This window comes from Rhizobium sp. SSA_523, from assembly GCF_030435705.1.
Taxonomy (GTDB): Bacteria; Pseudomonadota; Alphaproteobacteria; order Rhizobiales; family Rhizobiaceae; genus Neorhizobium.
This window is the reverse complement of record NZ_CP129382.1, coordinates 1,891,678-1,910,351: the sequence shown is the minus strand read 5'-3', so window position 1 is coordinate 1,910,351 and position 18,674 is coordinate 1,891,678. Positions and strand designations below refer to the sequence as shown.

At 62.8% G+C, this 18,674-nt stretch carries 15 protein-coding genes; 14 read left to right on the top strand and 1 reads right to left on the bottom strand.

The window, feature by feature from the left end; all coding sequences use genetic code 11:
* Nucleotides 1–248: 248 nt before the first annotated feature.
* The 13 genes from tolQ (at nt 249) to QTJ18_RS17455 (ending at nt 16,731) form a co-directional block, all read left to right on the top strand.
* Complete coding sequence (gene tolQ, locus QTJ18_RS17515) at nt 249–968, top strand: protein TolQ (RefSeq protein ID WP_252752741.1); 720 nt, start codon at nt 249–251, stop codon at nt 966–968.
* Nucleotides 969–993: 25 nt separating this feature from the next.
* Nucleotides 994–1,449: a protein TolR gene (gene tolR, locus QTJ18_RS17510; RefSeq protein WP_252752742.1), complete on the top strand. Its 456-nt coding sequence runs from the start codon at nt 994–996 to the stop codon at nt 1,447–1,449.
* Nucleotides 1,450–1,458: 9 nt separating this feature from the next.
* The gene (locus QTJ18_RS17505) at nt 1,459–2,577 is read left to right on the top strand and encodes a PspC-like choline-binding domain-containing protein (RefSeq protein WP_252752743.1); all 1,119 of its coding nucleotides are present in this window, start codon (nt 1,459–1,461) and stop codon (nt 2,575–2,577) included.
* Nucleotides 2,578–2,635: 58 nt separating this feature from the next.
* On the top strand, nt 2,636–3,943 hold the full coding sequence (gene tolB / locus QTJ18_RS17500; protein WP_252752908.1) for a Tol-Pal system beta propeller repeat protein TolB: 1,308 nt from the start codon (nt 2,636–2,638) through the stop codon (nt 3,941–3,943).
* Between the two features lie 185 nt (nt 3,944–4,128).
* Nucleotides 4,129–4,671, top strand: a complete 543-nt coding sequence (pal, locus tag QTJ18_RS17495) for a peptidoglycan-associated lipoprotein Pal (protein WP_252752744.1) — start codon at nt 4,129–4,131, stop codon at nt 4,669–4,671.
* 188 nt (nt 4,672–4,859) lie between these two features.
* Entirely contained in the window at nt 4,860–5,906 is a 1,047-nt protein-coding gene (ybgF, locus tag QTJ18_RS17490) for a tol-pal system protein YbgF (RefSeq protein WP_252752909.1), read from the top strand.
* Nucleotide 5,907: 1 nt separating this feature from the next.
* Entirely contained in the window at nt 5,908–7,395 is a 1,488-nt protein-coding gene (gene tilS / locus QTJ18_RS17485) for a tRNA lysidine(34) synthetase TilS (protein WP_252752745.1), read from the top strand.
* Nucleotides 7,396–7,563: 168 nt separating this feature from the next.
* The gene (gene ftsH, locus QTJ18_RS17480; protein ID WP_252752746.1) at nt 7,564–9,501 is read left to right on the top strand and encodes an ATP-dependent zinc metalloprotease FtsH; all 1,938 of its coding nucleotides are present in this window, start codon (nt 7,564–7,566) and stop codon (nt 9,499–9,501) included.
* 260 nt (nt 9,502–9,761) lie between these two features.
* Nucleotides 9,762–11,117 carry a phosphoglucosamine mutase gene (gene glmM, locus QTJ18_RS17475; protein ID WP_252752747.1) on the top strand — a complete coding sequence of 452 codons (1,356 nt, stop codon included), beginning with the start codon at nt 9,762–9,764 and terminating at the stop codon, nt 11,115–11,117.
* Nucleotides 11,118–11,483: 366 nt separating this feature from the next.
* On the top strand, nt 11,484–12,335 hold the full coding sequence (locus QTJ18_RS17470) for an outer membrane protein (protein WP_252752748.1): 852 nt from the start codon (nt 11,484–11,486) through the stop codon (nt 12,333–12,335).
* A 198-nt stretch (nt 12,336–12,533) separates the two neighbouring features.
* Nucleotides 12,534–13,712: a phosphoserine transaminase gene (locus tag QTJ18_RS17465; RefSeq protein WP_252752749.1), complete on the top strand. Its 1,179-nt coding sequence runs from the start codon at nt 12,534–12,536 to the stop codon at nt 13,710–13,712.
* Between the two features lie 148 nt (nt 13,713–13,860).
* Nucleotides 13,861–15,456, top strand: a complete 1,596-nt coding sequence (serA, locus tag QTJ18_RS17460) for a phosphoglycerate dehydrogenase (protein ID WP_252752750.1) — start codon at nt 13,861–13,863, stop codon at nt 15,454–15,456.
* 249 nt (nt 15,457–15,705) lie between these two features.
* Nucleotides 15,706–16,731, top strand: coding sequence for a Tim44 domain-containing protein (locus tag QTJ18_RS17455; RefSeq protein WP_252752751.1), 1,026 nt, complete (start codon nt 15,706–15,708; stop codon nt 16,729–16,731).
* Between the two features lie 8 nt (nt 16,732–16,739).
* Here QTJ18_RS17455 and QTJ18_RS17450 read toward each other — a convergent pair whose 3' ends face one another.
* Nucleotides 16,740–17,183: a DUF1810 domain-containing protein gene (locus tag QTJ18_RS17450; RefSeq protein WP_252752752.1), complete on the bottom strand. Its 444-nt coding sequence runs from the start codon at nt 17,181–17,183 to the stop codon at nt 16,740–16,742.
* 222 nt (nt 17,184–17,405) lie between these two features.
* Here QTJ18_RS17450 and QTJ18_RS17445 point away from each other — a divergent pair, with 222 nt between their 5' ends.
* A complete protein-coding gene (locus QTJ18_RS17445; protein ID WP_252752753.1) occupies nt 17,406–18,542 on the top strand; it encodes a mechanosensitive ion channel family protein in 1,137 nt (378 codons plus the stop codon).
* Nucleotides 18,543–18,674: the final 132 nt, after the last annotated feature.

Sequence of the window (18,674 nt, the reverse complement as noted above, 5' to 3'; positions counted from 1 at the left end):
ATATTTGCCGGATGGCCTGCGCATTCGGTGCCGCCGGTAATACATTTTTAACCATAATAAGGTCTTACTAAACCCCGTGGCGTTTGTGCAATGCACGCCTTCCTTTGACCAAATTTAAACGTCAGAAGGCAGGCAGAAACTTCAGGCAAACGGACATTTATGCGCAGAGTCGCGTCTTCGAGATGAGAGCTGGCGAACCGGTCCGTATTGGTTGCGTACCGGGTATTTGGATTCGGGGATGGTGGTAGATGGAACACGCTGATTTGGCGGCTGCGGCAGGTTCGGTGAGCCTGTGGTCTCTTTTCTTGCAGGCTGGCTTGATCGTCAAGCTCGTCATGATCGGATTGCTCGGAGCCTCGGTCTGGACCTGGGCCATCGTCATCGACAAATATATGAGCTTTGCCCGCGCCAAGCGCCAGTTCGACCAGTTCGAACAGGTGTTCTGGTCCGGCCAGTCGCTTGAGGAACTGTATCGCACGCTGGCCGAGCGTCAGAATACCGGCCTTGCCGCGATCTTCGTGGCTGCCATGCGCGAATGGAAGAAGAGCTTCGAGCGCGGCGCGCGTTCGCCGATCGGTCTGCAGATGCGCATTGACCGGGCGATGGATGTGACGATTTCGCGCGAGGCGGAACATTACGAGGCGCGTCTGCCCTCGCTCGCCACCATCGGTTCGGCCGGTCCGTTCATCGGCCTGTTCGGCACCGTGGTCGGTATCATGACCTCGTTCCAGGCGATCGCCGGTTCGAAATCCACCAATCTCGCCGTCGTGGCGCCCGGTATTGCCGAAGCGCTTCTGGCAACGGCCATCGGCCTCGTTGCCGCTATTCCCGCCGTCATGGCCTATAACAAATTCATGGGCGAGGCCGGCAAGCTGTCTTCGCGCATGGAAGGCTTCGCCGACGAATTCTCCGCCATTCTGTCCCGCCAGATCGACGAAAAACTGCAGCCTCGCCAGGCTGCGCAGTAAGCCGTCCGGCACAGGAGATCGCACCATGGGTATGTCTGCAGGAGGATCCAAGGCGTCCGGCGGCGGCAGGAGGCGAAGGGGCGGCCGTCGTGGCGGCACCATCAGCGAAATCAACGTCACGCCGCTCGTCGACGTCATGCTCGTGCTGCTCATCATCTTCATGGTGGCGGCGCCGATGATGACGGTGGGCGTGCCCATCGATCTGCCGCAGACACAGGCGAAAGCCATGAATTCCGACACGCAGCCGATCACGGTTTCGGTCAATCCGACAGGTGAAATCTACCTGCAGGAAACTCCCATCGCGCTTGATGAAGTGGTGCCGAAGCTCGAGGCGATTGCCACGACCGGCTATAACGAGCGCATTTATGTACGCGGCGACACCGCGGCCGCCTATGGCGTGGTCATGAAAGTCATGGCGCGCATTTCGGCTGCCGGGTTCAAGAACATTGGTCTTGTGACGCTGCAGGAAACGGACAAGTAACAGGTTGCGATGAAAGCTGGCCTTGGCACATCGCTGGTAATGCACACCCTGGTGCTGAGCTGGGCGCTCCTTTCTTTGGGCGCGCCGGCTTCGTTCGAGGTTGCCGATGTCGAGGCCCTGCCCGTCGACATCGTTCCGGTGGAATCGATCACCCAGATTCAGCAGGGCGACAAGAAGGCGCCGATGGCCGAGAAGGCCGCGCCCAAGCCGACCAATCGTCCCGATATCGTGGAAAACGCCGAGAATGTCGGCGACAATCAGATCGATCTGAAAAACCCCCCGACGCCGGTTTCAAAACCGGTGGAAACGGAAACCGCGGCCGCGCCGGAAAAGACCGAGAAGCCGCTGCCGGATCCGACCACCGAGAACAACCAGGTCAAGGAGATCGTCAAGGAAGAGACGGCGCCGAAGCCGCAGGAAATCGCCGCGCTGCCGCAGCCGAAGCCGGAGGTCACGCCGCCCAAGCCGACGCCTGAGCCGCAGCCGGAGACGAAGCCCCAGCCGCAGCAGAGCGATGCCATTCCCCTGCCGGACGCAGCGCCGGTGCCGGCCAGCCGTCCGGAGCCGCCCAAGCCGCAGGAAGCCAAGCCGGCGGAGAAGCCTGTCGAGCAGAAGCCGGAGCAGAAGCCTGCCGAAAAGACGCCCGACAAGAAGGTGGCGGACAAGAAGCAGGAAACGGCGAAATCCACCTCGTCCAAGGACAGCAATTTCAATGCCGACCAGATCGCAGCCCTGCTGAACAAGCAGGATGCATCCGGCGGCGGTGCCAAGCGCTCGACCGAAACGGCAGCGCTCGGCGGCAAGAAGACGACGGGCGGCGACAAGCTCTCCCAGAGCGAAATCGACGCATTGCGCGGCCAGATCCAGAACAACTGGTCGATCATTCCCGGCATGGCCGATGCCACCGATGTGCGCATCCAGGTCAAGATCAAGCTGGACCAGGCCGGCGCGATCGTCGGCGAGCCCGAAGTGACGGCGACCGGCGGTTCGGAATCGGCACGCCGGGTGCTTTCAGGCGGTGCGCGTCGCGCGGTCATGAAGTCATCGCCGTTCCGGAACCTTCCGGCGGACAAATACGACGCCTGGAGCGAAGTTGTCGTCAACTTCGACCCCAGCGAACTCCTGTGAAGCGCGTTCGCGAAGCCCCTTCGTCGCGCCACGCGCTCAAGCTGAAAGGCATTTAATGATGATCAAACGCTCGCTGATCCGAATGATGATCGCCCTGGCAGGGATGACCGTCATGTTCGCGGCGCCTGCGCATGCGCTGGTAGAAATCAACATCAACAAGGGCAATGTGGAGCCCTTGCCCATCGCCGTCACCGATTTCCAGTCGCAGGGCGATCTCGGTGCACAGGTTGCCAGCGTCATTGCCGCCGATCTTCAGCGCTCCGGCCTGTTTGCGCCGGTCAACAAGGCGGCCTTCATCGAGAAGATCGCCAATCCTGACCAGATGCCGCGTTTCGAGGACTGGAAGGCCATCAATGCCCAGGCGCTCGTCACCGGCCGCGTGACGCGTGAGGGCGATGGCCGCCTGCGGGCGGAATTCCGTCTCTGGGATACATTCGGCGGCCAGCAGATGACGGGCCAGCAATTCTTCACCCAGCCGGAAAACTGGCGCCGCGTCGCGCATATCATCGCCGATGCCATTTACGAGCGCATCACCGGCGAGAAGGGCTATTTCGATACGCGGGTCGTCTTCGTTTCCGAGAACGGGCCCAAGAATGCCCGCCAGCGTCAGCTTGCGATCATGGACCAGGACGGCTTCAACGTCCGCACGCTGACCGATGCCAAGAACATCGTGCTGACGCCGCGCTTCTCGCCGAACCGGCAGGAAGTCACCTACATGTCCTTTGAAGGCCAGCAGCCGCGCGTCTACCTGCTGCAGCTGGAAACCGGGCAGCGCGAAGTCGTCGGCAATTTTCCCGGCATGACTTTCGCCCCGCGCTTCTCGCCCGATGGCCAGAAGGTGATCATGAGCCTCCAGCAGGACGGCAATGCCAATATCTACACCATGGATCTGAGGTCGCGCACCACGACCCGGCTGACCAATACGGCAGCCATCGATACCTCGCCCTCCTATTCTCCCGATGGCCAGCGGATCGTCTTCGAAAGCGATCGCGGCGGGCGCCAGCAGCTCTACGTGATGGCCGCCAACGGCACGGGCCAGACCCGCATCTCCTTCGGCGACGGCTCCTATTCGACGCCGGTCTGGTCGCCGCGCGGTGACCTGATCGCCTTCACCAAGCAATCAGGCGGCAAGTTCTCCATCGGCGTCATGAAGCCCGACGGCTCGGGCGAGCGCATCCTGACCAGCGGCTTCCACAACGAGGGTCCGACCTGGGCGCCGAACGGCCGCGTGCTGATGTTCTTCCGCCAGCCGGCCGGCTCCGGCGGCCCGCAGCTCTTCTCCATCGATCTCACCGGTTACAACGAGCAGGCGATCAAAACGCCGGCCTATGCATCCGACCCGGCCTGGTCGCCGCTGCTGGAATAGCGGCTGCCGACGGCGCCGTTCGCCACGTTACTGCCGCAATCACCTGAAAATGCGGCATAACTGCCCTCTTTTAACGGAGTATTAACCATATTGGTTGGAAGAGGGTTAACCAGGAAAGATTACAGTCCGGCAACGCTAAAGCATCCGACGACGCTTCCCATTTTCTGATCAAGGAGAGACCGGCGATGAGCCGTACCCATATCCCGGCAATGAGCCGCATGCAGACCCTGGCACGCAATCCGGCCGTCATCGCAATGACCGTCGCTCTGGCCCTGGCAGGTTGCGCCAACAAGAAGAACATGCCGAACAGCGCCGGCGAACTCGGCCTGGGTGCCGGCGGCGGCGCCGGTGCGGCAACGCCGGGTTCCTCGCAGGACTTCACCGTGAATGTCGGCGACCGTATCTTCTTCGATACCGATTCGACCTCGATCCGCGCCGACGCCCAGCAGACGCTGGCCCGCCAGGCCCAGTGGCTGATGCGCTATCCGAACTATGCCATCACCATCGAAGGCCATGCGGATGAGCGCGGCACGCGCGAATACAACCTGGCGCTCGGCGCCCGCCGTGCAGCCGCAACGCGTGACTACCTGGCCTCGCGCGGTGTGCCGGCCAATCGCATGCGCACCATTTCCTACGGCAAGGAACGTCCGGTGGCCGTGTGCGACGATATCTCGTGCTGGTCGCAGAACCGTCGCGCTGTCACCGTTCTGGGCGGTGCCGGTTCCTGATCCGCGCATGCCGGCGCAGCTTGCCGCTGTCGCCGGATGAGGTGATCCGGTTTCGGTCAAATGTCGAATTTGGCCGAAACCGCCATATTCTCCCCAGAATGCCCGTGTTGGTGTAATGCCAATACCGATGAAATCCGTCTGTCTGCGCTGTCAAGGGAGCAGCCTTTACGATGAGCAGATCGAAGATCATGAAGAAACTCGTCCTCGCCACCGCTCTGGGCAGCCTTTGCCTCGGCGGCACGATCGCGCCCGCTTCGGCCTTCACCCTCCAGGATGTGTTCCAGGGCAGGGAGCGCCCCGTTGCGCAGGCCCAGGCGCCGGTGATCATGGCCCAGAGCTCCGCCGATGCGGTGCGTATCCAGCAGCTGGAGGAGCAGGTTCGCCAGCTGACCGGCCGTCTGGAAGATATGAGCTTCCAGCTTCTCCAGATCCAGGAGAACATGCGAAAGACGCAGGAGGACAACGAATTTCGCTTCCAGGAACTGGAGAAAAGCGGATCGGGCGGCTCGTCTGCTCCCGCAGTCGCTGCCGCGCCGGCAGCCGGCTCAAAAAAAAACACTAGCGATGAGGTCGGCCTGATCATTCAGGACACGCCCGCAGCCGGCACGACACCGCCGTCAGCCAGTGCGACGCCACCATCGGCCGGCGCTGCGCCATCTTCGGCGCCGCGCAGCCCGACGGCATCGAAGACCGCACCGGGCGAAACCACGCTTGGTTCGCTGGAGGTGGACAAGAGCGGCCAGCCGGTCGGCGCGGATATCAATCGCGGCGCGCGCAACGGCTCGGCCAGTCTTCCCGGCGTCGATACCGGCGCTGCGCCGGCCTCCGATCCGCAGCAGACGGCGTCGCTCGGAAGCGAGAGCGATGCCTATCGCGCTGCCTATGACCATGTCCTGTCGGGCGATTACAAGGTCGCCGAATCGGAATTCACCCGTTACCTGCAGGCCTTCCCGAAGAGCGCGCGCGCGGCCGATGCCAATTTCTGGCTGGGCGAGGCGCAATATTCCCAGGGAAAGTATAATGATGCCGCCCGCACCTTCCTGAATGCGCATCAGACTTTCAGCACCTCGCCCAAGGCTCCGGAAATGCTGTTGAAGCTCGGAATGTCGCTGGCCGCCCTCGACAATCGCGAAACCGCCTGCGCCACGCTGCGCGAGGTGTCGAAACGCTATCCCACGGCCTCGAAGCCGGTTCTGGGCAAAGTGGCAAGCGAAGAAAAGCGGCTGAGCTGCTGATATGGGCCTGGCGGCGCAGGCTGCGGCCGGTGATCCGCCGCTTTTGCCGATCGAGGCGCTGGAGCGCTTCCTGTCCCAACTGGTGCGGCCCGCCCGCATTCTCGTCGCCGTTTCCGGAGGCAGCGATTCGCTCGGCCTTCTCACCCTGTTATGGTCCCTGTCCAAGACGTGTCCGGATGCCGGCTGCGAGGTGATCGCCGCGACCATCGACCACGCCATGCGACCGCAGGCCGCTGACGAGGCGCGCAGTGTCGCGCGCTTCTGCCAGGAGCGGGGGATCACGCATGTCACCCGCCGCTGGGAGGGGGTAAAGCCGCAAAGCGGGCTGATGGCCGCGGCCCGGCAGGCGCGATACGATCTTCTGCTCGAGATTGCCGCGGCGCAGGGCGCGTCGCTGATCGTGACCGGCCATACGCTGGACGACCAGATCGAGACCGTCGACATGCGGGCCGCCCGGCCGGGCGGCGCGGCCGGCATCGGCACGGCGGGCATGGCGCCGGCGGTGCTTCTCGACACCAGGATCTGGCTGGCCAGGCCATTGCTCGCCAGCCGCCGTCAGGCGCTGCGCGAATGGCTTTGCGATCAGGGCATCGGCTTTATCGACGATCCGAGCAATGTCGATCTGCGCTTCGAGCGTGCGGCGCTGCGGGCCTCCCGCCAGCTCGACCTTGCGGAGGCTTCGCACCGCCTGCGGCAGATCCGCGCGGCCGGCGCGGCAAGGATCGGCCTCAATCAGGCGGCGGCAGGGCTTCTCGACCGCCATCTCCGTCTCCATCACGCCTTTCTGCATCCTTCCATGATGGAACGCCGTGCCGCGCCCGTGGCCCGCTTTTCGGCCGCCGCGCTCGACGAGCCTTTGGATGTCCTCACGCATGCGCTCGGCATGACCGCGGCGGTGCTGGGCGGCAAGCCGCACGTGCCCTCGCGCAACAGCATGGCGCGCGTCATGGCATCGCTCCGGGGACAGCCGGCCTGCCGCGTGACGGCGGGTGGCGTGGTTTTCGAGCGCCGGCGCGAGGCGCTCTTTCTGCTGCGCGAGGAGAGGGGCCTTCCGGTGCTGTTCGTGGAGGCTGGCGAAAGCGCGATCTGGGATGGGCGCTTTCGCATAAGGAATGGCAGTGCGGCGCGGCTGCGCGTCGCGCCGCCTCCGCCAGACCTTTTGCCGCAGCGATTGCCGGGCCTTCCGCCTGCGGACGAGGATCTGCCCCGGCGGATTGCGCAGCTCAGCACCCGCAGCTTTCCGCTTTGTGTGCCGGCCGAGGCGGCGGATGCGGCAGAGCCGGCTGTGGCGATGACGGGAGACGGGATCGCCAAGGGCAGGGGCCAAAGCGTTACGATGCCCGCCGGCGTCGAGATCGAGCCGGTTCTCCTGCCCTTCGAGCGGTTTCTGCCCTCCTTCGATCTGGCGCTCGCGCAAAGGCTTCGATGCCAGTTCGGGCTGCAGGAGGATCTGCCGCCTTTGCCATTCCGGGTGACAGGATGCAAATGACGGAGTTTAGAGCAAATTTGCCTTTCCGGCGCCGATTCCCGTCAAGGATCTTTGGTATAAATCATCATGAGCATCAGCCTTGCCTTGGCAAGGCTTCGCCGCAATCCTATGTTAGAGGACAAGTAAGGCGGCTGCCAGTGAGCGTGCCGTCAGTGTCCGGGGAGTTCGATGAACCCAAACTTTCGTAATTTCGCCCTCTGGGCGATAATCGCCCTCTTGCTGATCGCTCTGTTCAGCATGTTCCAGACGGCGCCGTCGCAATCGAGTTCGCGAGAGGTTCCCTACTCGCAATTCCTGCGCGATGTCGATTCCGGCCGCGTGCGTGACGTCATGGTCACCGGCAACCGGGTGACAGGCACCTATAACGACAGCGGGACGGGCTTCCAGACCTATTCTCCCGTGGTCGATGACAGCCTGATCCAGCGTCTGCAGTCGAAGAATGTGACGATCGCGGCCCGGCCTGAAACCGATGGCTCCTCGGGCTTCCTGAGCTATGTCGGCACGCTTTTGCCCATGCTGCTCATCCTCGGCGTCTGGCTGTTCTTCATGCGGCAGATGCAGGGCGGTTCGCGCGGCGCCATGGGGTTCGGCAAGTCGAAGGCGAAGCTTTTGACGGAAGCGCATGGCCGCGTGACCTTCGACGATGTCGCAGGCGTCGACGAGGCCAAGCAGGATCTCGAGGAGATCGTGGAATTCCTGCGTGATCCGCAGAAGTTCCAGCGGCTCGGCGGCCGCATTCCGCGCGGCGTGCTGCTGGTCGGACCGCCCGGCACGGGTAAGACCCTCCTGGCGCGCTCGGTTGCCGGCGAGGCCAATGTGCCCTTCTTCACCATTTCGGGTTCGGATTTCGTCGAAATGTTCGTCGGCGTCGGTGCCTCCCGCGTACGCGACATGTTCGAGCAGGCGAAGAAGAACGCGCCCTGCATCATCTTCATCGATGAAATCGACGCGGTCGGTCGTCATCGCGGCGCCGGTCTCGGCGGCGGCAATGACGAACGCGAGCAGACCCTCAACCAGCTGCTGGTCGAGATGGATGGTTTCGAGGCCAATGAGGGCATTATCCTGATCGCCGCGACCAACCGTCCCGACGTGCTGGATCCGGCCCTTCTGCGTCCCGGCCGTTTCGACCGCCAGGTGGTCGTGCCCAATCCGGACATTGTCGGCCGCGAGCGCATTCTCAAGGTGCATGCCCGCAACGTGCCGCTGGCACCCAATGTCGATCTCAAGGTTCTGGCCCGCGGCACGCCCGGCTTTTCCGGCGCCGATCTGATGAACCTCGTCAACGAGGCCGCCCTGACGGCGGCGCGGCGCAACAAGCGTCTCGTCACCATGCAGGAATTCGAAGACGCCAAGGACAAGATCATGATGGGCGCCGAGCGGCGCTCCTCGGCCATGACCGAGGCGGAGAAGAAGCTGACCGCTTATCATGAAGCCGGTCATGCCATCACCGCGCTCAACGTGCCTGTCGCCGATCCGCTCCACAAGGCAACCATCATCCCGCGCGGTCGCGCGTTGGGCATGGTCATGCAGCTGCCGGAAGGCGACCGCTATTCCATGAGCTACAAGTGGATGGTCTCGCGTCTGGTGATCATGATGGGCGGCCGCGTGGCCGAAGAATTGACCTTCGGCAAGGAGAACATCACCTCCGGCGCCTCTTCCGATATCGAGCAGGCCACCAAGCTTGCCCGCGCCATGGTCACGCAATGGGGCTTTTCCGACGTGCTCGGCCAGGTTGCCTATGGCGAGAACCAGCAGGAAGTCTTCCTGGGTCACTCGGTGTCGCAGTCCAAGAATGTCTCCGAAGCCACGGCCCAGAAGATCGATACGGAAGTGCGCCGTCTGATAGACGAGGCCTATACCGAGGCGCGTCGCATCCTGACCGACAAGCATGACGATTTCGTCACGCTGGCGGAAGGGCTCCTGGAATACGAGACGCTGTCCGGCGAGGAAATCAAGTCGCTGCTGAAGGGCGAAAAGCCCGCACGCGATGCCGGTGACGACAGCCCGACCGCCCGTGGTTCCGCCGTTCCGAAGGCGGGTCCCAAGCGGGACGAGCCCAAGAGCGATGGCGAGCCGGAAGGCGGGCTGGAACCGCAGCCGCATTGATGTGATCGGCCCTCCGGGCAGCGAGCATCTCCACTTCAAGGCCGCCGGGATCTCTCCGGCGGCCTTTTTGTTTCAGAGAACGCTGAAGTATAAGGCTTCGGTAACGGGATATAATCAATTTTGACGCTAATTTATGTGCCAGCCGAGGTCATCTGTGGCATGAGCGGACATGCTCGCCGCAGACGGCAATGCGCCTCGGCGGCCGATGGACAACAAGACGCGTTGAAGAACACGCGCGGATTTCAAGGAGCTCGTCACGCATGGCACGCCGTTACTTTGGCACTGATGGCATTCGCGGACAATCCAATGTCTTCCCCATGACACCGGATCTCGCCATGCGGGTGGGGATTGCGGTGGGAACCATCTTCCGGCGCGGCAATCACCGGCACCGGGTGGTGATCGGCAAGGATACGCGCCTTTCCGGCTATATGCTGGAAAACGCTCTGGTTGCCGGCTTCACGGCCGCCGGCCTCGATGTCTTCCTGCTGGGTCCCATTCCGACGCCTGCCGTTGCCATGCTGACCCGCTCGCTGCGCGCCGATATCGGCGTCATGATTTCGGCCTCGCACAATCCCTTTGCCGATAACGGCATCAAGCTCTTCGGGCCTGACGGCTACAAGCTGTCGGACGAGCTGGAGCTGGAGATCGAGGACCTGCTCGACAACAAGGATCTCTTTTCGCAATTGGCCAAGCCCAGCGAGATCGGCCGAGCCAAGCGCGTCGACGGCGACATCTATCGCTACATCGAATTCGTCAAGCGCACCCTGCCGCGCGATGTGACTCTGTCCGGCCTCAGGATTGCGATCGATTGCGCCAATGGTGCGGCCTATAAAGTGGCTCCGGCAGCGCTCTGGGAGCTGGGGGCGGATGTGGTGACGATCGGCAATACGCCGAACGGCACGAATATCAATCTCGATTGCGGCTCCACCAGCCCCGAGGCGCTGCGTCGGAAGGTTCACGAAGTGCGGGCCGATATCGGCATTGCGCTGGATGGCGATGCCGACCGGGTGATCATCGTCGACGAGAATGGCGAGATCATCGATGGCGACCAGCTGATGGCGGTGATCGCCGAAAGCTGGGCGGCGGAGGAAAAGCTGCGCGGCGGCGGGATCGTCGCCACCGTCATGTCCAATCTCGGCCTGGAGCGCTTCCTGCAGGGCAAGGGTCTGACGCTGGCCCGCACCAAGGTCGGCGACCGTTATGTGGTCGAACATATGCGCCATCATGATTTCAACATTGGCGGGGAGCAATCCGGCCATATCGTCATGTCGGATTTTGGCACGACGGGTGACGGCCTGGTGGCCGCGCTGCAGATCCTGGCACGGGTGAAGCGGCTCGGCCAGCCGGTGAGCGAAGTATGCCGCCGCTTCGAGCCGGTGCCGCAGCTGCTGCGCAATGTACGGTTTGCCGGCGGCGCGCCGCTGGAGGACATCATCGTCCGCCAGGCGATCGAAAGCGCGCAGGCGGAACTCGGCGCGCGGGGCCGGCTGGTCATCCGCCCCTCCGGTACCGAACCGCTGATCCGCGTGATGGCCGAGGGCGACGACCGCAGCCAGATCGAACGCATTGTCGATGATCTGGTCGGCGCCATTGCCAATGTGCGCACCGCCGCCTGACGGCGCTATCGGAAAATATCCTGGCGCCGGTCGATGCGCCTAATGGTTTTCCAAGGCCCGCCTCCGTAACGAGGCGGGCCTTTTGCCGTTCTTTTCTTCGGCTTTCATTTCGAACCCATATCTGGCCGGGCCTGCGGCGAGATCCGCGACCGGACGAAGATCGTCTGGTGCAGACCAGTCGAGGCAGGTCGAAAGGACGACACACCTGGTCCTCATCTTCATCTGGTCCAAAAAAACGCGACCAGTGCTCAGGCTTCTTCTCTCTTAAACGGTCCTTAACCTTTCTCGTTAATCATATTCGTTAGATTTCACGAGGGATCAGGGCCGCCTGAGCGCGCCGATTAATTCGAAGTTGGAGCAGGATCCATGAAGAAGACATTGATGGGCGCGATTGCCATTGCCTTGGCGGCAGGGACGGCGCATGCGGCCGACGTGTATCAGCCGCAGCCGGAACCGGCCTTTACCGATGTGCCGGAAGTCCAGGTGCAGCAATCGTCCAGCGGCTGGTATCTGCGCGGCGATATCGGCTACGGTTTCACCGATTTCGACGGCGCGGATTTCTACCAGGGCAATTACACCGGAGCCAAGGCCGATTTCCATACAGCCAAGCTGCGTGACGGTCTGACGCTCGGCGCCGGCGTCGGCTATCAGGTGAACAGCTATCTGCGCACCGATCTGACCTTCGACTATTTCAACAAGGCGAAGTTCGAAGGCTCGACGCGCGGCAGCGGCGCAGGTTTCGGTGCCTGCGTCGGCCCCTGCACCTCGCATGACCGGTCGAGCATGCGCGCCTACAGCCTGCTGGCCAATGCCTATGTCGATCTCGGTACCTATGGCTACATCACGCCCTATGTCGGCGCCGGCATCGGCGGCACCTATGTCAAATGGGACAAGCTGCGCAACACCTCCTGCGCCGATAATGGCAGCGGTTGCGATCCCACCATCGAACATGGCGGCAAGGGCAGCTGGCGCTTCACCTATGCCCTGATGGCCGGTGCGACGATCGATGTCACCTGCAATCTCAAGGCGGATGTCGGCTATCGCTATCGCCATGTCCAGGGCGGCGATATGTTCGGCTACAACCAGAATGGCGGTCCGGGCTTCGACAAGGGCTTCGACCTGCATGAGGCGCGCGTCGGTGCGCGCTACACTTTCGGCGGTTGCGCTGCCCCTTACGTGCCGGAAGAAGTTCCGCCGCAGCCGATCATCTACAAGTAATCGCCCGGCAATCTCACCATTGCTCGACAGGGTCGCCGAAAGGCGGCCCTGTTTTCGTTTGGCCGGACCCTCTCTTGCGCAGAGAAAAAACCGTCATCCGCCAGCCGCCGCGCCTTGACCGGAACCCGCTTCTCCCCTAAACACGGCGGCGGGACACCTCTCCCCAACGAGAGGCTTTCTATCTGGAAGGATAGCCAAATGGCGAATCTCGCAAAGCCGGACCTGCGTCCGAACAATACCCATTTCTCTTCTGGCCCTTGCTCCAAGCGCCCCGGTTGGTCGCTTGATGCCCTTTCCGACGCGCCGCTTGGGCGTTCGCACCGCGCGAAGATCGGCAAGGCGAAGCTGAAGCAGGCCATCGACCTTACCCGTGATATTCTTCAGGTGCCGGCGGATTACCGCATCGGCATCGTTCCGGCCTCCGATACCGGTGCCGTCGAAATGGCCATGTGGTCGCTGCTCGGCGAGCGTGGCGTGGACATGGTCTCCTGGGAAAGCTTCGGCGCCGGCTGGGTGACGGATGTCGTCAAGCAGCTGAAGCTCAAGGATGTTCGCAAGTTCGAGGCCGATTACGGCCTGCTTCCGAACCTCGCCGAGGTCGATTTCGACCGCGATGTCGTCTTTACCTGGAACGGCACGACGTCCGGCGTGCGCGTTCCCAATGCGGATTTCATCCCTGCTGATCGCAAGGGCCTGACGATCTGCGACGCCACATCGGCGGCCTTCGCGCAGACCATGGATTTCTCCAAGCTCGATGTCGTTACCTTCTCCTGGCAGAAAGTGCTGGGCGGGGAGGGCGGCCACGGCATGCTCATCCTCAGCCCGCGCGCTGTCGAGCGGCTGGAAAGCTACACCCCGGCCTGGCCGCTGCCGAAGATCTTCCGCATGACCAAGGGCGGCAAGCTGATCGAGGGCATTTTCACCGGCGAGACGATCAACACGCCGTCCATGCTCTGCGTGGAAGATTATCTGGATGCGCTGAACTGGGCGAAATCGCTCGGCGGCCTTCAGGCGCTCGTGGCACGGGCCGATGCCAATGCCAAGGTGATCTTCGATTTCGTCGAGGCTCATGACTGGATCGCCAATCTTGCGGTCGATCCTGCGACCCGTTCCAACACATCCGTCTGCCTGAAGATCGTCGATCCGCAGGTTCAGGCTCTGGATGCCGATCAGCAGGCGGCTTTCGCCAAGGGCGTCGTCGCGCTCCTGGAGAAGGAAAACGTCGCGCTCGATATCGGTGCCTATCGCGATGCACCCTCCGGTCTGCGGATCTGGGCCGGCGCAACGATCGAGACTGCCGACATGCAGGCCGTCATGCCCTGGCTGAGCTGGGCCTTCGAGACCCAGAAGGCCGCTCTGGCCCAGGCTGCCGCCTGATCCTTTTCAATGCATGGCATCGTCATCCTCGGCTTTTTGCCGAGGATCTTACCCGATAACCAGGACCGATCGGCCGCAAATGCTCGCAACAAGCCCGAGCATGACGGCGGAGAGGTTTTTGCCTGAACCCTTTTAAGGAGCCCAACCCATGGCACCTCGCGTTCTCGTATCCGACGAACTTTCCGAAACCGCCGTCCAGATCTTCCGCGATCGCGGCGTCGATGTGGATTTCCAGCCGAAGCTCGGCAAGGACAAGGACAAGCTGGCCGAGATCATCGGCAATTACGATGGTCTGGCGATCCGCTCCGCCACCAAGGTCACCGAAAAGCTGATCGCTGCCGCCACCAATCTGAAGGTGGTCGGTCGCGCCGGCATCGGCGTCGATAATGTCGACATTCCGGCCGCGTCCAAGCGCGGTATCATCGTGATGAATACGCCCTTCGGCAATTCCATCACCACGGCTGAACATGCGATTGCGCTGATGTTCTCCGTGGCCCGGCAGATCCCCGCCGCCGATGTCTCCACGCAGGCCGGCAAATGGGAAAAGTCGAAATTCATGGGTGTCGAAATCACCGGCAAGACGCTCGGCGTCATCGGCGCCGGCAATATCGGCTCCATCGTCTGCTCGCGCGCCATCGGGCTGAAAATGCGCGTTCTGGCCTATGATCCCTTCCTGTCCGTGGAGCGCGCGCAGGAAATGGGCGTGACCAAGGTGGAGCTGGACGAGCTTCTGGCGCAGGCGGATTTCATCACCTTGCATGTGCCGATGACCGACAAGACCCGCGGCATCATTTCCCGCGAGGCGCTGGCAAAGACCAAGCCGGGCGTGCGCATCATCAACTGCGCCCGCGGCGGCCTGGTGGACGAGCAGGCGCTCGCGGATGCCATCAAGTCGGGTCACGTGGCCGGGGCGGGTTTCGACGTGTTCGAGGTGGAGCCGGCGACGGAAAGCCCGCTTTTCGGCCTGCCGAACGTGGTCTGCACGCCGCATCTTGGCGCATCCACCACCGAAGCGCAGGAGAATGTGGCCCTGCAGGTGGCCGAGCAGATGGCCGATTACCTGGTCAACGGCGCCGTTTCCAATGCCATCAACATGCCCTCCATCACGGCAGAGGAAGCGCCGATCCTGAAGCCCTTCATCCGGCTGGCCGATGTTCTCGGCTCCTTTGCCGGCCAGGTGACCGAAAGCCCGATCAAGGCGATCGAGATCCTCTATGACGGCGTAACCGGCACGATGAACACCAAGGCGCTGACATCGGCGCTGCTGGCGGGCCTGATCCGCAACCAGGTCTCGGACGTCAACATGGTGTCCGCGCCAATCATGATCAAGGAAAAGGGCATCGTCCTGTCGGAGGTCAAGCGCGACAAGACCGGCGTCTACGACGGCTACATCAAGCTGACGGTGACGACCGAAAAGCAGACCCGCTCCGTCGCCGGCACCGTCTTCTCGGACGGCAAGCCGCGCTTTATCCAGATCAAGGGCATCAACATGGATGCCGATGTCGGTCAGAACATGATCTACATCTCCAATACCGACGTTCCGGGGATGATCGGCTTCATGGGCACCACGCTCGGCAATGCCGGCGTCAATATCGCCAACTTCCAGCTTGGCCGGGAGAAGGAAGGCGGCGATGCGATTGCCCTCCTGTATGTCGATGGTCTGATCGACAAGACCGTGCTCGACCAGTTGACGGCCAATGCCGCCATCAAGCAGGCCAAGCCGCTGGTCTTCAACGTCGACTGATCCCGTCGGTTTCGACAGGCTGATTTGCCGGGCCCGGCTGCGAGGATTTCGCAGCCGGGCCCGCTGCGTTCGGCAAAGGGTTTCGGGCGGCGCCGGTTGTGCCCGTTCAATTGTCTTCACATTTGCGAAAAATCAGGTCCAACCCCTAAAAGCATCAGGCAATGATCGCTATATGGGATGCAATAGCCCGGAAAGCGGTTCCGCAGCAGGCGGCATCCGCGAAGCCGTGGACTTTGTGAGGAGAGAGAAATGTTTTCCACGCTTCGGCGATTCAAGCATGCGGCATCGGTCATGGCCATCGGTATGGTCCTGTCCGTGGCTGCCGTCGATTTTGCCGAGGCGCGGCGCGCCGGCTCGAGCGGCTTTGGCAGCCGCGGGACGCGCACATTCGCCGCACCGCCGGCAACCCGCACGGCACCCACCGATGCGGCGCCGATCCAGCGGTCGATGACGCCCAACCAGGCGACCAATCCGGGCCAGGCCTCGCAGGCGGCCCAGGGTGCCCAGGCGGCTCAGCCGCGCCGCGGCCTGTTCGGCGGCATTGGCGGCGGTCTTCTCGGCGGCCTGTTCCTCGGCGGCCTGTTCGGCATGATGATGGGCAATGGTTTCGGTGGTCTGGCCGGCATGATGGGACTGCTGTTCCAGATGCTCCTCATCGGCGGCCTGATCTTCCTGCTGATGCGCATGTTCGCCCGTCGCAGCCAGCCGGCTCATGGCGCCCAGGGTGCGGCCGGTCGCCACGCCTATCAGGCGCCGCCGCCCGCTACGGGTCATGGCTTCAAGATCCCGCAAATGGGTTCCGCCGGCGCGGCCCCTGCAGCGGCAGCAGCCCGGTCTGCCCCCCGCACCGCCTCCAAGGCGACGGATGAAATCGGCATCACCAACCAGGATCTCGATGCCTTCGAATCCCTGCTGGGCCAGGTGCAGACGGCCTATGGCCAGGAAGACTACGCCAAGCTGCGCGAGGTCTCGACGCCGGAAGCCATGTCCTATCTGGCGGAAGAGCTCAGCGAGAATGCCACGCAGGGCCTGAAGAACGACGTGAAGGATGTCCAACTCCTGCAGGGCGATCTTGCCGAGAGCTGGCGCGAGAATGGCCAGGATTACGCGACCGTGGCGCTTCGCTACCAGAGCATCGATGTCATGCGCAACCGCCAGACGGGCGCGGTGGTACAGGGCAATCCGGACGAGCCCGGCGAAAGCACGGAAATCTGGACCTTCGTGCGCAAACCGGGCGAAGCCTGGAAGCTGTCGGCGATCCAGGGAACGAACTGACGCTTTCGTCAGTCTCGCTCTGGCCGGGACAGGATATCGAGCGTTGCCGGGTCCGGTGCGCCATCATGAAACTGACGAAGGGCTTGCTCGAAGAGCGAGCCCTTTTCGCTGACGGCGGCAAACAGCGTCATGGACGAGCGGAATTTCAGATCGTCCGGCGAGCCGAGAATGGCATGGGCGGAGCGTCCGCCTTGGCTCAGCATGGCGCTGGTGCAATCGCGCAGGCGCGGCCCGAGCACCGGATGCGCCAGATAGGCTTCCGCTTCGGCGCGGCCTGCAAGGGCGTAGGTCACGGCCATGGGGGAGCGGCCCAGGCCCGCGATCTGCGGAAAGATGAACCACATCCAGTGCGAGCGTTTGCGCCCCTCCTGCAATTCCTGAAGAGCGGTCCGGAAGACGGGCTGCTGGGCGGCGACGAAGCGTTGCAGCTGAAAAGGATCTTCTGTCGTCATTGCTCGCCTCTCTTTGCAAAATGGAACTGGGTTTGATTACAGTCCGCCTGTCGCGACGGGCCAGACCATCCTGTTGCGCTTCCGGCGCAAGCCTAATGACCGGCCGGGCCATAGGTTCCTCGCCCACAGAGTGGGGTCAAAATGTGCGCCTGCGAAGCCGCCACACCAATTTGTCAGGCTTTCACCCTTTTCTCTGCTGCATTGCACCCTAACTGCGGGGCTATGGAACAGCGTCTTGAACAGGTCATCGAAACCGTCATCCGCTGGCTGCCCGACTGGCTGCTGAGCATGATGACACTCATTGCTGCCGTCCTCATCGGCTGGCTCGTCCACCGTATCGTTTTTCGCGGCCTGACGCGGTTTGCCGCCAATCGCGATCTCTTCTGGCGCTCGCTGGTGTCGAGAACCGAGCAGCCGCTGCGGCTGGCCATCGTCACCTGGGTCATGGCGCCGGCGGTCAGCATCGCCCCCTTGAGCGCGCAGGAAACCAGCATTATCCGCCACATGCTCCTCCTGTGCTTCATCATCCTCATCGGCTGGATGTCGCGCACCACGCTGCATATCTGGACGACGGTCTATCTGCGCCGCTTCAAGCTGGATGCCGAGGACAATCTCCTGGCGCGCAAGCATGTCACCCAATCGCGCATTATGGAGCGCGTGGCGGCGACGCTGATCATCGCCTTCACGCTGTCGGCTGCGCTGATGACCTTTCCGGCGGTGCGGCAATACGGCGTATCGCTGATGGCCTCGGCCGGCGTTGCCGGCATCGTGCTCGGCCTTGCGTTGCAGCCGGTCCTGAAGAACCTGTTTGCCGGCATTCAGCTTGCCATCACGCAGCCGATCCGCATTGACGATGCGCTGCTGGTGGAGGGCGAGTGGGGCAAAGTGGAGGAGATCACCTCAACTTATGTCGTCGTCAAGCTGTGGGACTGGCGCCGGCTGATCCTGCCGCTCGGCTATTTCATCGAAAAGCCCTTTCAGAACTGGACGCGTGAAGGCTCTTCGCTCATCGGCACCGTGATGATCTATCTCGATTACACCGTGCCGATCTCGGTCCTGCGCCGCAAGGTGGAGGAAATTGCCGCCGCTTCGCCGCTCTGGGACCGCGATGTGGTGAATGTGGCGGTGACCGATTTCAAGGAAAACGTGATGGAGGTCCGCATCCTCGTCTCGGCGGGCGATGCGGGACGCGCCTTTGACCTGCGCTGCGAGATGCGCGAGAAGCTGATCGCCTTCATCCAGCAGGATTATCCCGGTGCGCTGCCGCGGGTGCGGGCGCAGGCGCCGGACGGCGAGGGCCTGCGGACGGCCGCAGCAGGCTATGCCGGCAATGGCGCTGGCCATGCGATGAGTTCCTGACCGGCAGCGCTTGCAATCCATGATGCGCTCCTGAGCGATGCCGGAGGGCTTGGAGCATAGCGAGCCTTGCGTTTTAAGGCCTTTCTTTCTATATCGCAGTTCATGTGAAAGGCGGCCGAACAGCCATGCTTG

Coding starts and splice junctions, on each gene's coding strand:
- tolQ (WP_252752741.1), top strand. CDS start 249: ATGGAACACGCTGATTTGGCGGCTGCGGCAGGTTCGGTGAGCCTGTGG.
- tolR (WP_252752742.1), top strand. CDS start 994: ATGGGTATGTCTGCAGGAGGATCCAAGGCGTCCGGCGGCGGCAGGAGG.
- QTJ18_RS17505 (WP_252752743.1), top strand. CDS start 1,459: ATGAAAGCTGGCCTTGGCACATCGCTGGTAATGCACACCCTGGTGCTG.
- tolB (WP_252752908.1), top strand. CDS start 2,636: ATGATCAAACGCTCGCTGATCCGAATGATGATCGCCCTGGCAGGGATG.
- pal (WP_252752744.1), top strand. CDS start 4,129: ATGAGCCGTACCCATATCCCGGCAATGAGCCGCATGCAGACCCTGGCA.
- ybgF (WP_252752909.1), top strand. CDS start 4,860: ATGAAGAAACTCGTCCTCGCCACCGCTCTGGGCAGCCTTTGCCTCGGC.
- tilS (WP_252752745.1), top strand. CDS start 5,908: ATGGGCCTGGCGGCGCAGGCTGCGGCCGGTGATCCGCCGCTTTTGCCG.
- ftsH (WP_252752746.1), top strand. CDS start 7,564: ATGAACCCAAACTTTCGTAATTTCGCCCTCTGGGCGATAATCGCCCTC.
- glmM (WP_252752747.1), top strand. CDS start 9,762: ATGGCACGCCGTTACTTTGGCACTGATGGCATTCGCGGACAATCCAAT.
- QTJ18_RS17470 (WP_252752748.1), top strand. CDS start 11,484: ATGAAGAAGACATTGATGGGCGCGATTGCCATTGCCTTGGCGGCAGGG.
- QTJ18_RS17465 (WP_252752749.1), top strand. CDS start 12,534: ATGGCGAATCTCGCAAAGCCGGACCTGCGTCCGAACAATACCCATTTC.
- serA (WP_252752750.1), top strand. CDS start 13,861: ATGGCACCTCGCGTTCTCGTATCCGACGAACTTTCCGAAACCGCCGTC.
- QTJ18_RS17455 (WP_252752751.1), top strand. CDS start 15,706: ATGTTTTCCACGCTTCGGCGATTCAAGCATGCGGCATCGGTCATGGCC.
- QTJ18_RS17450 (WP_252752752.1), bottom strand. CDS start 17,183: ATGACGACAGAAGATCCTTTTCAGCTGCAACGCTTCGTCGCCGCCCAG.
- QTJ18_RS17445 (WP_252752753.1), top strand. CDS start 17,406: ATGGAACAGCGTCTTGAACAGGTCATCGAAACCGTCATCCGCTGGCTG.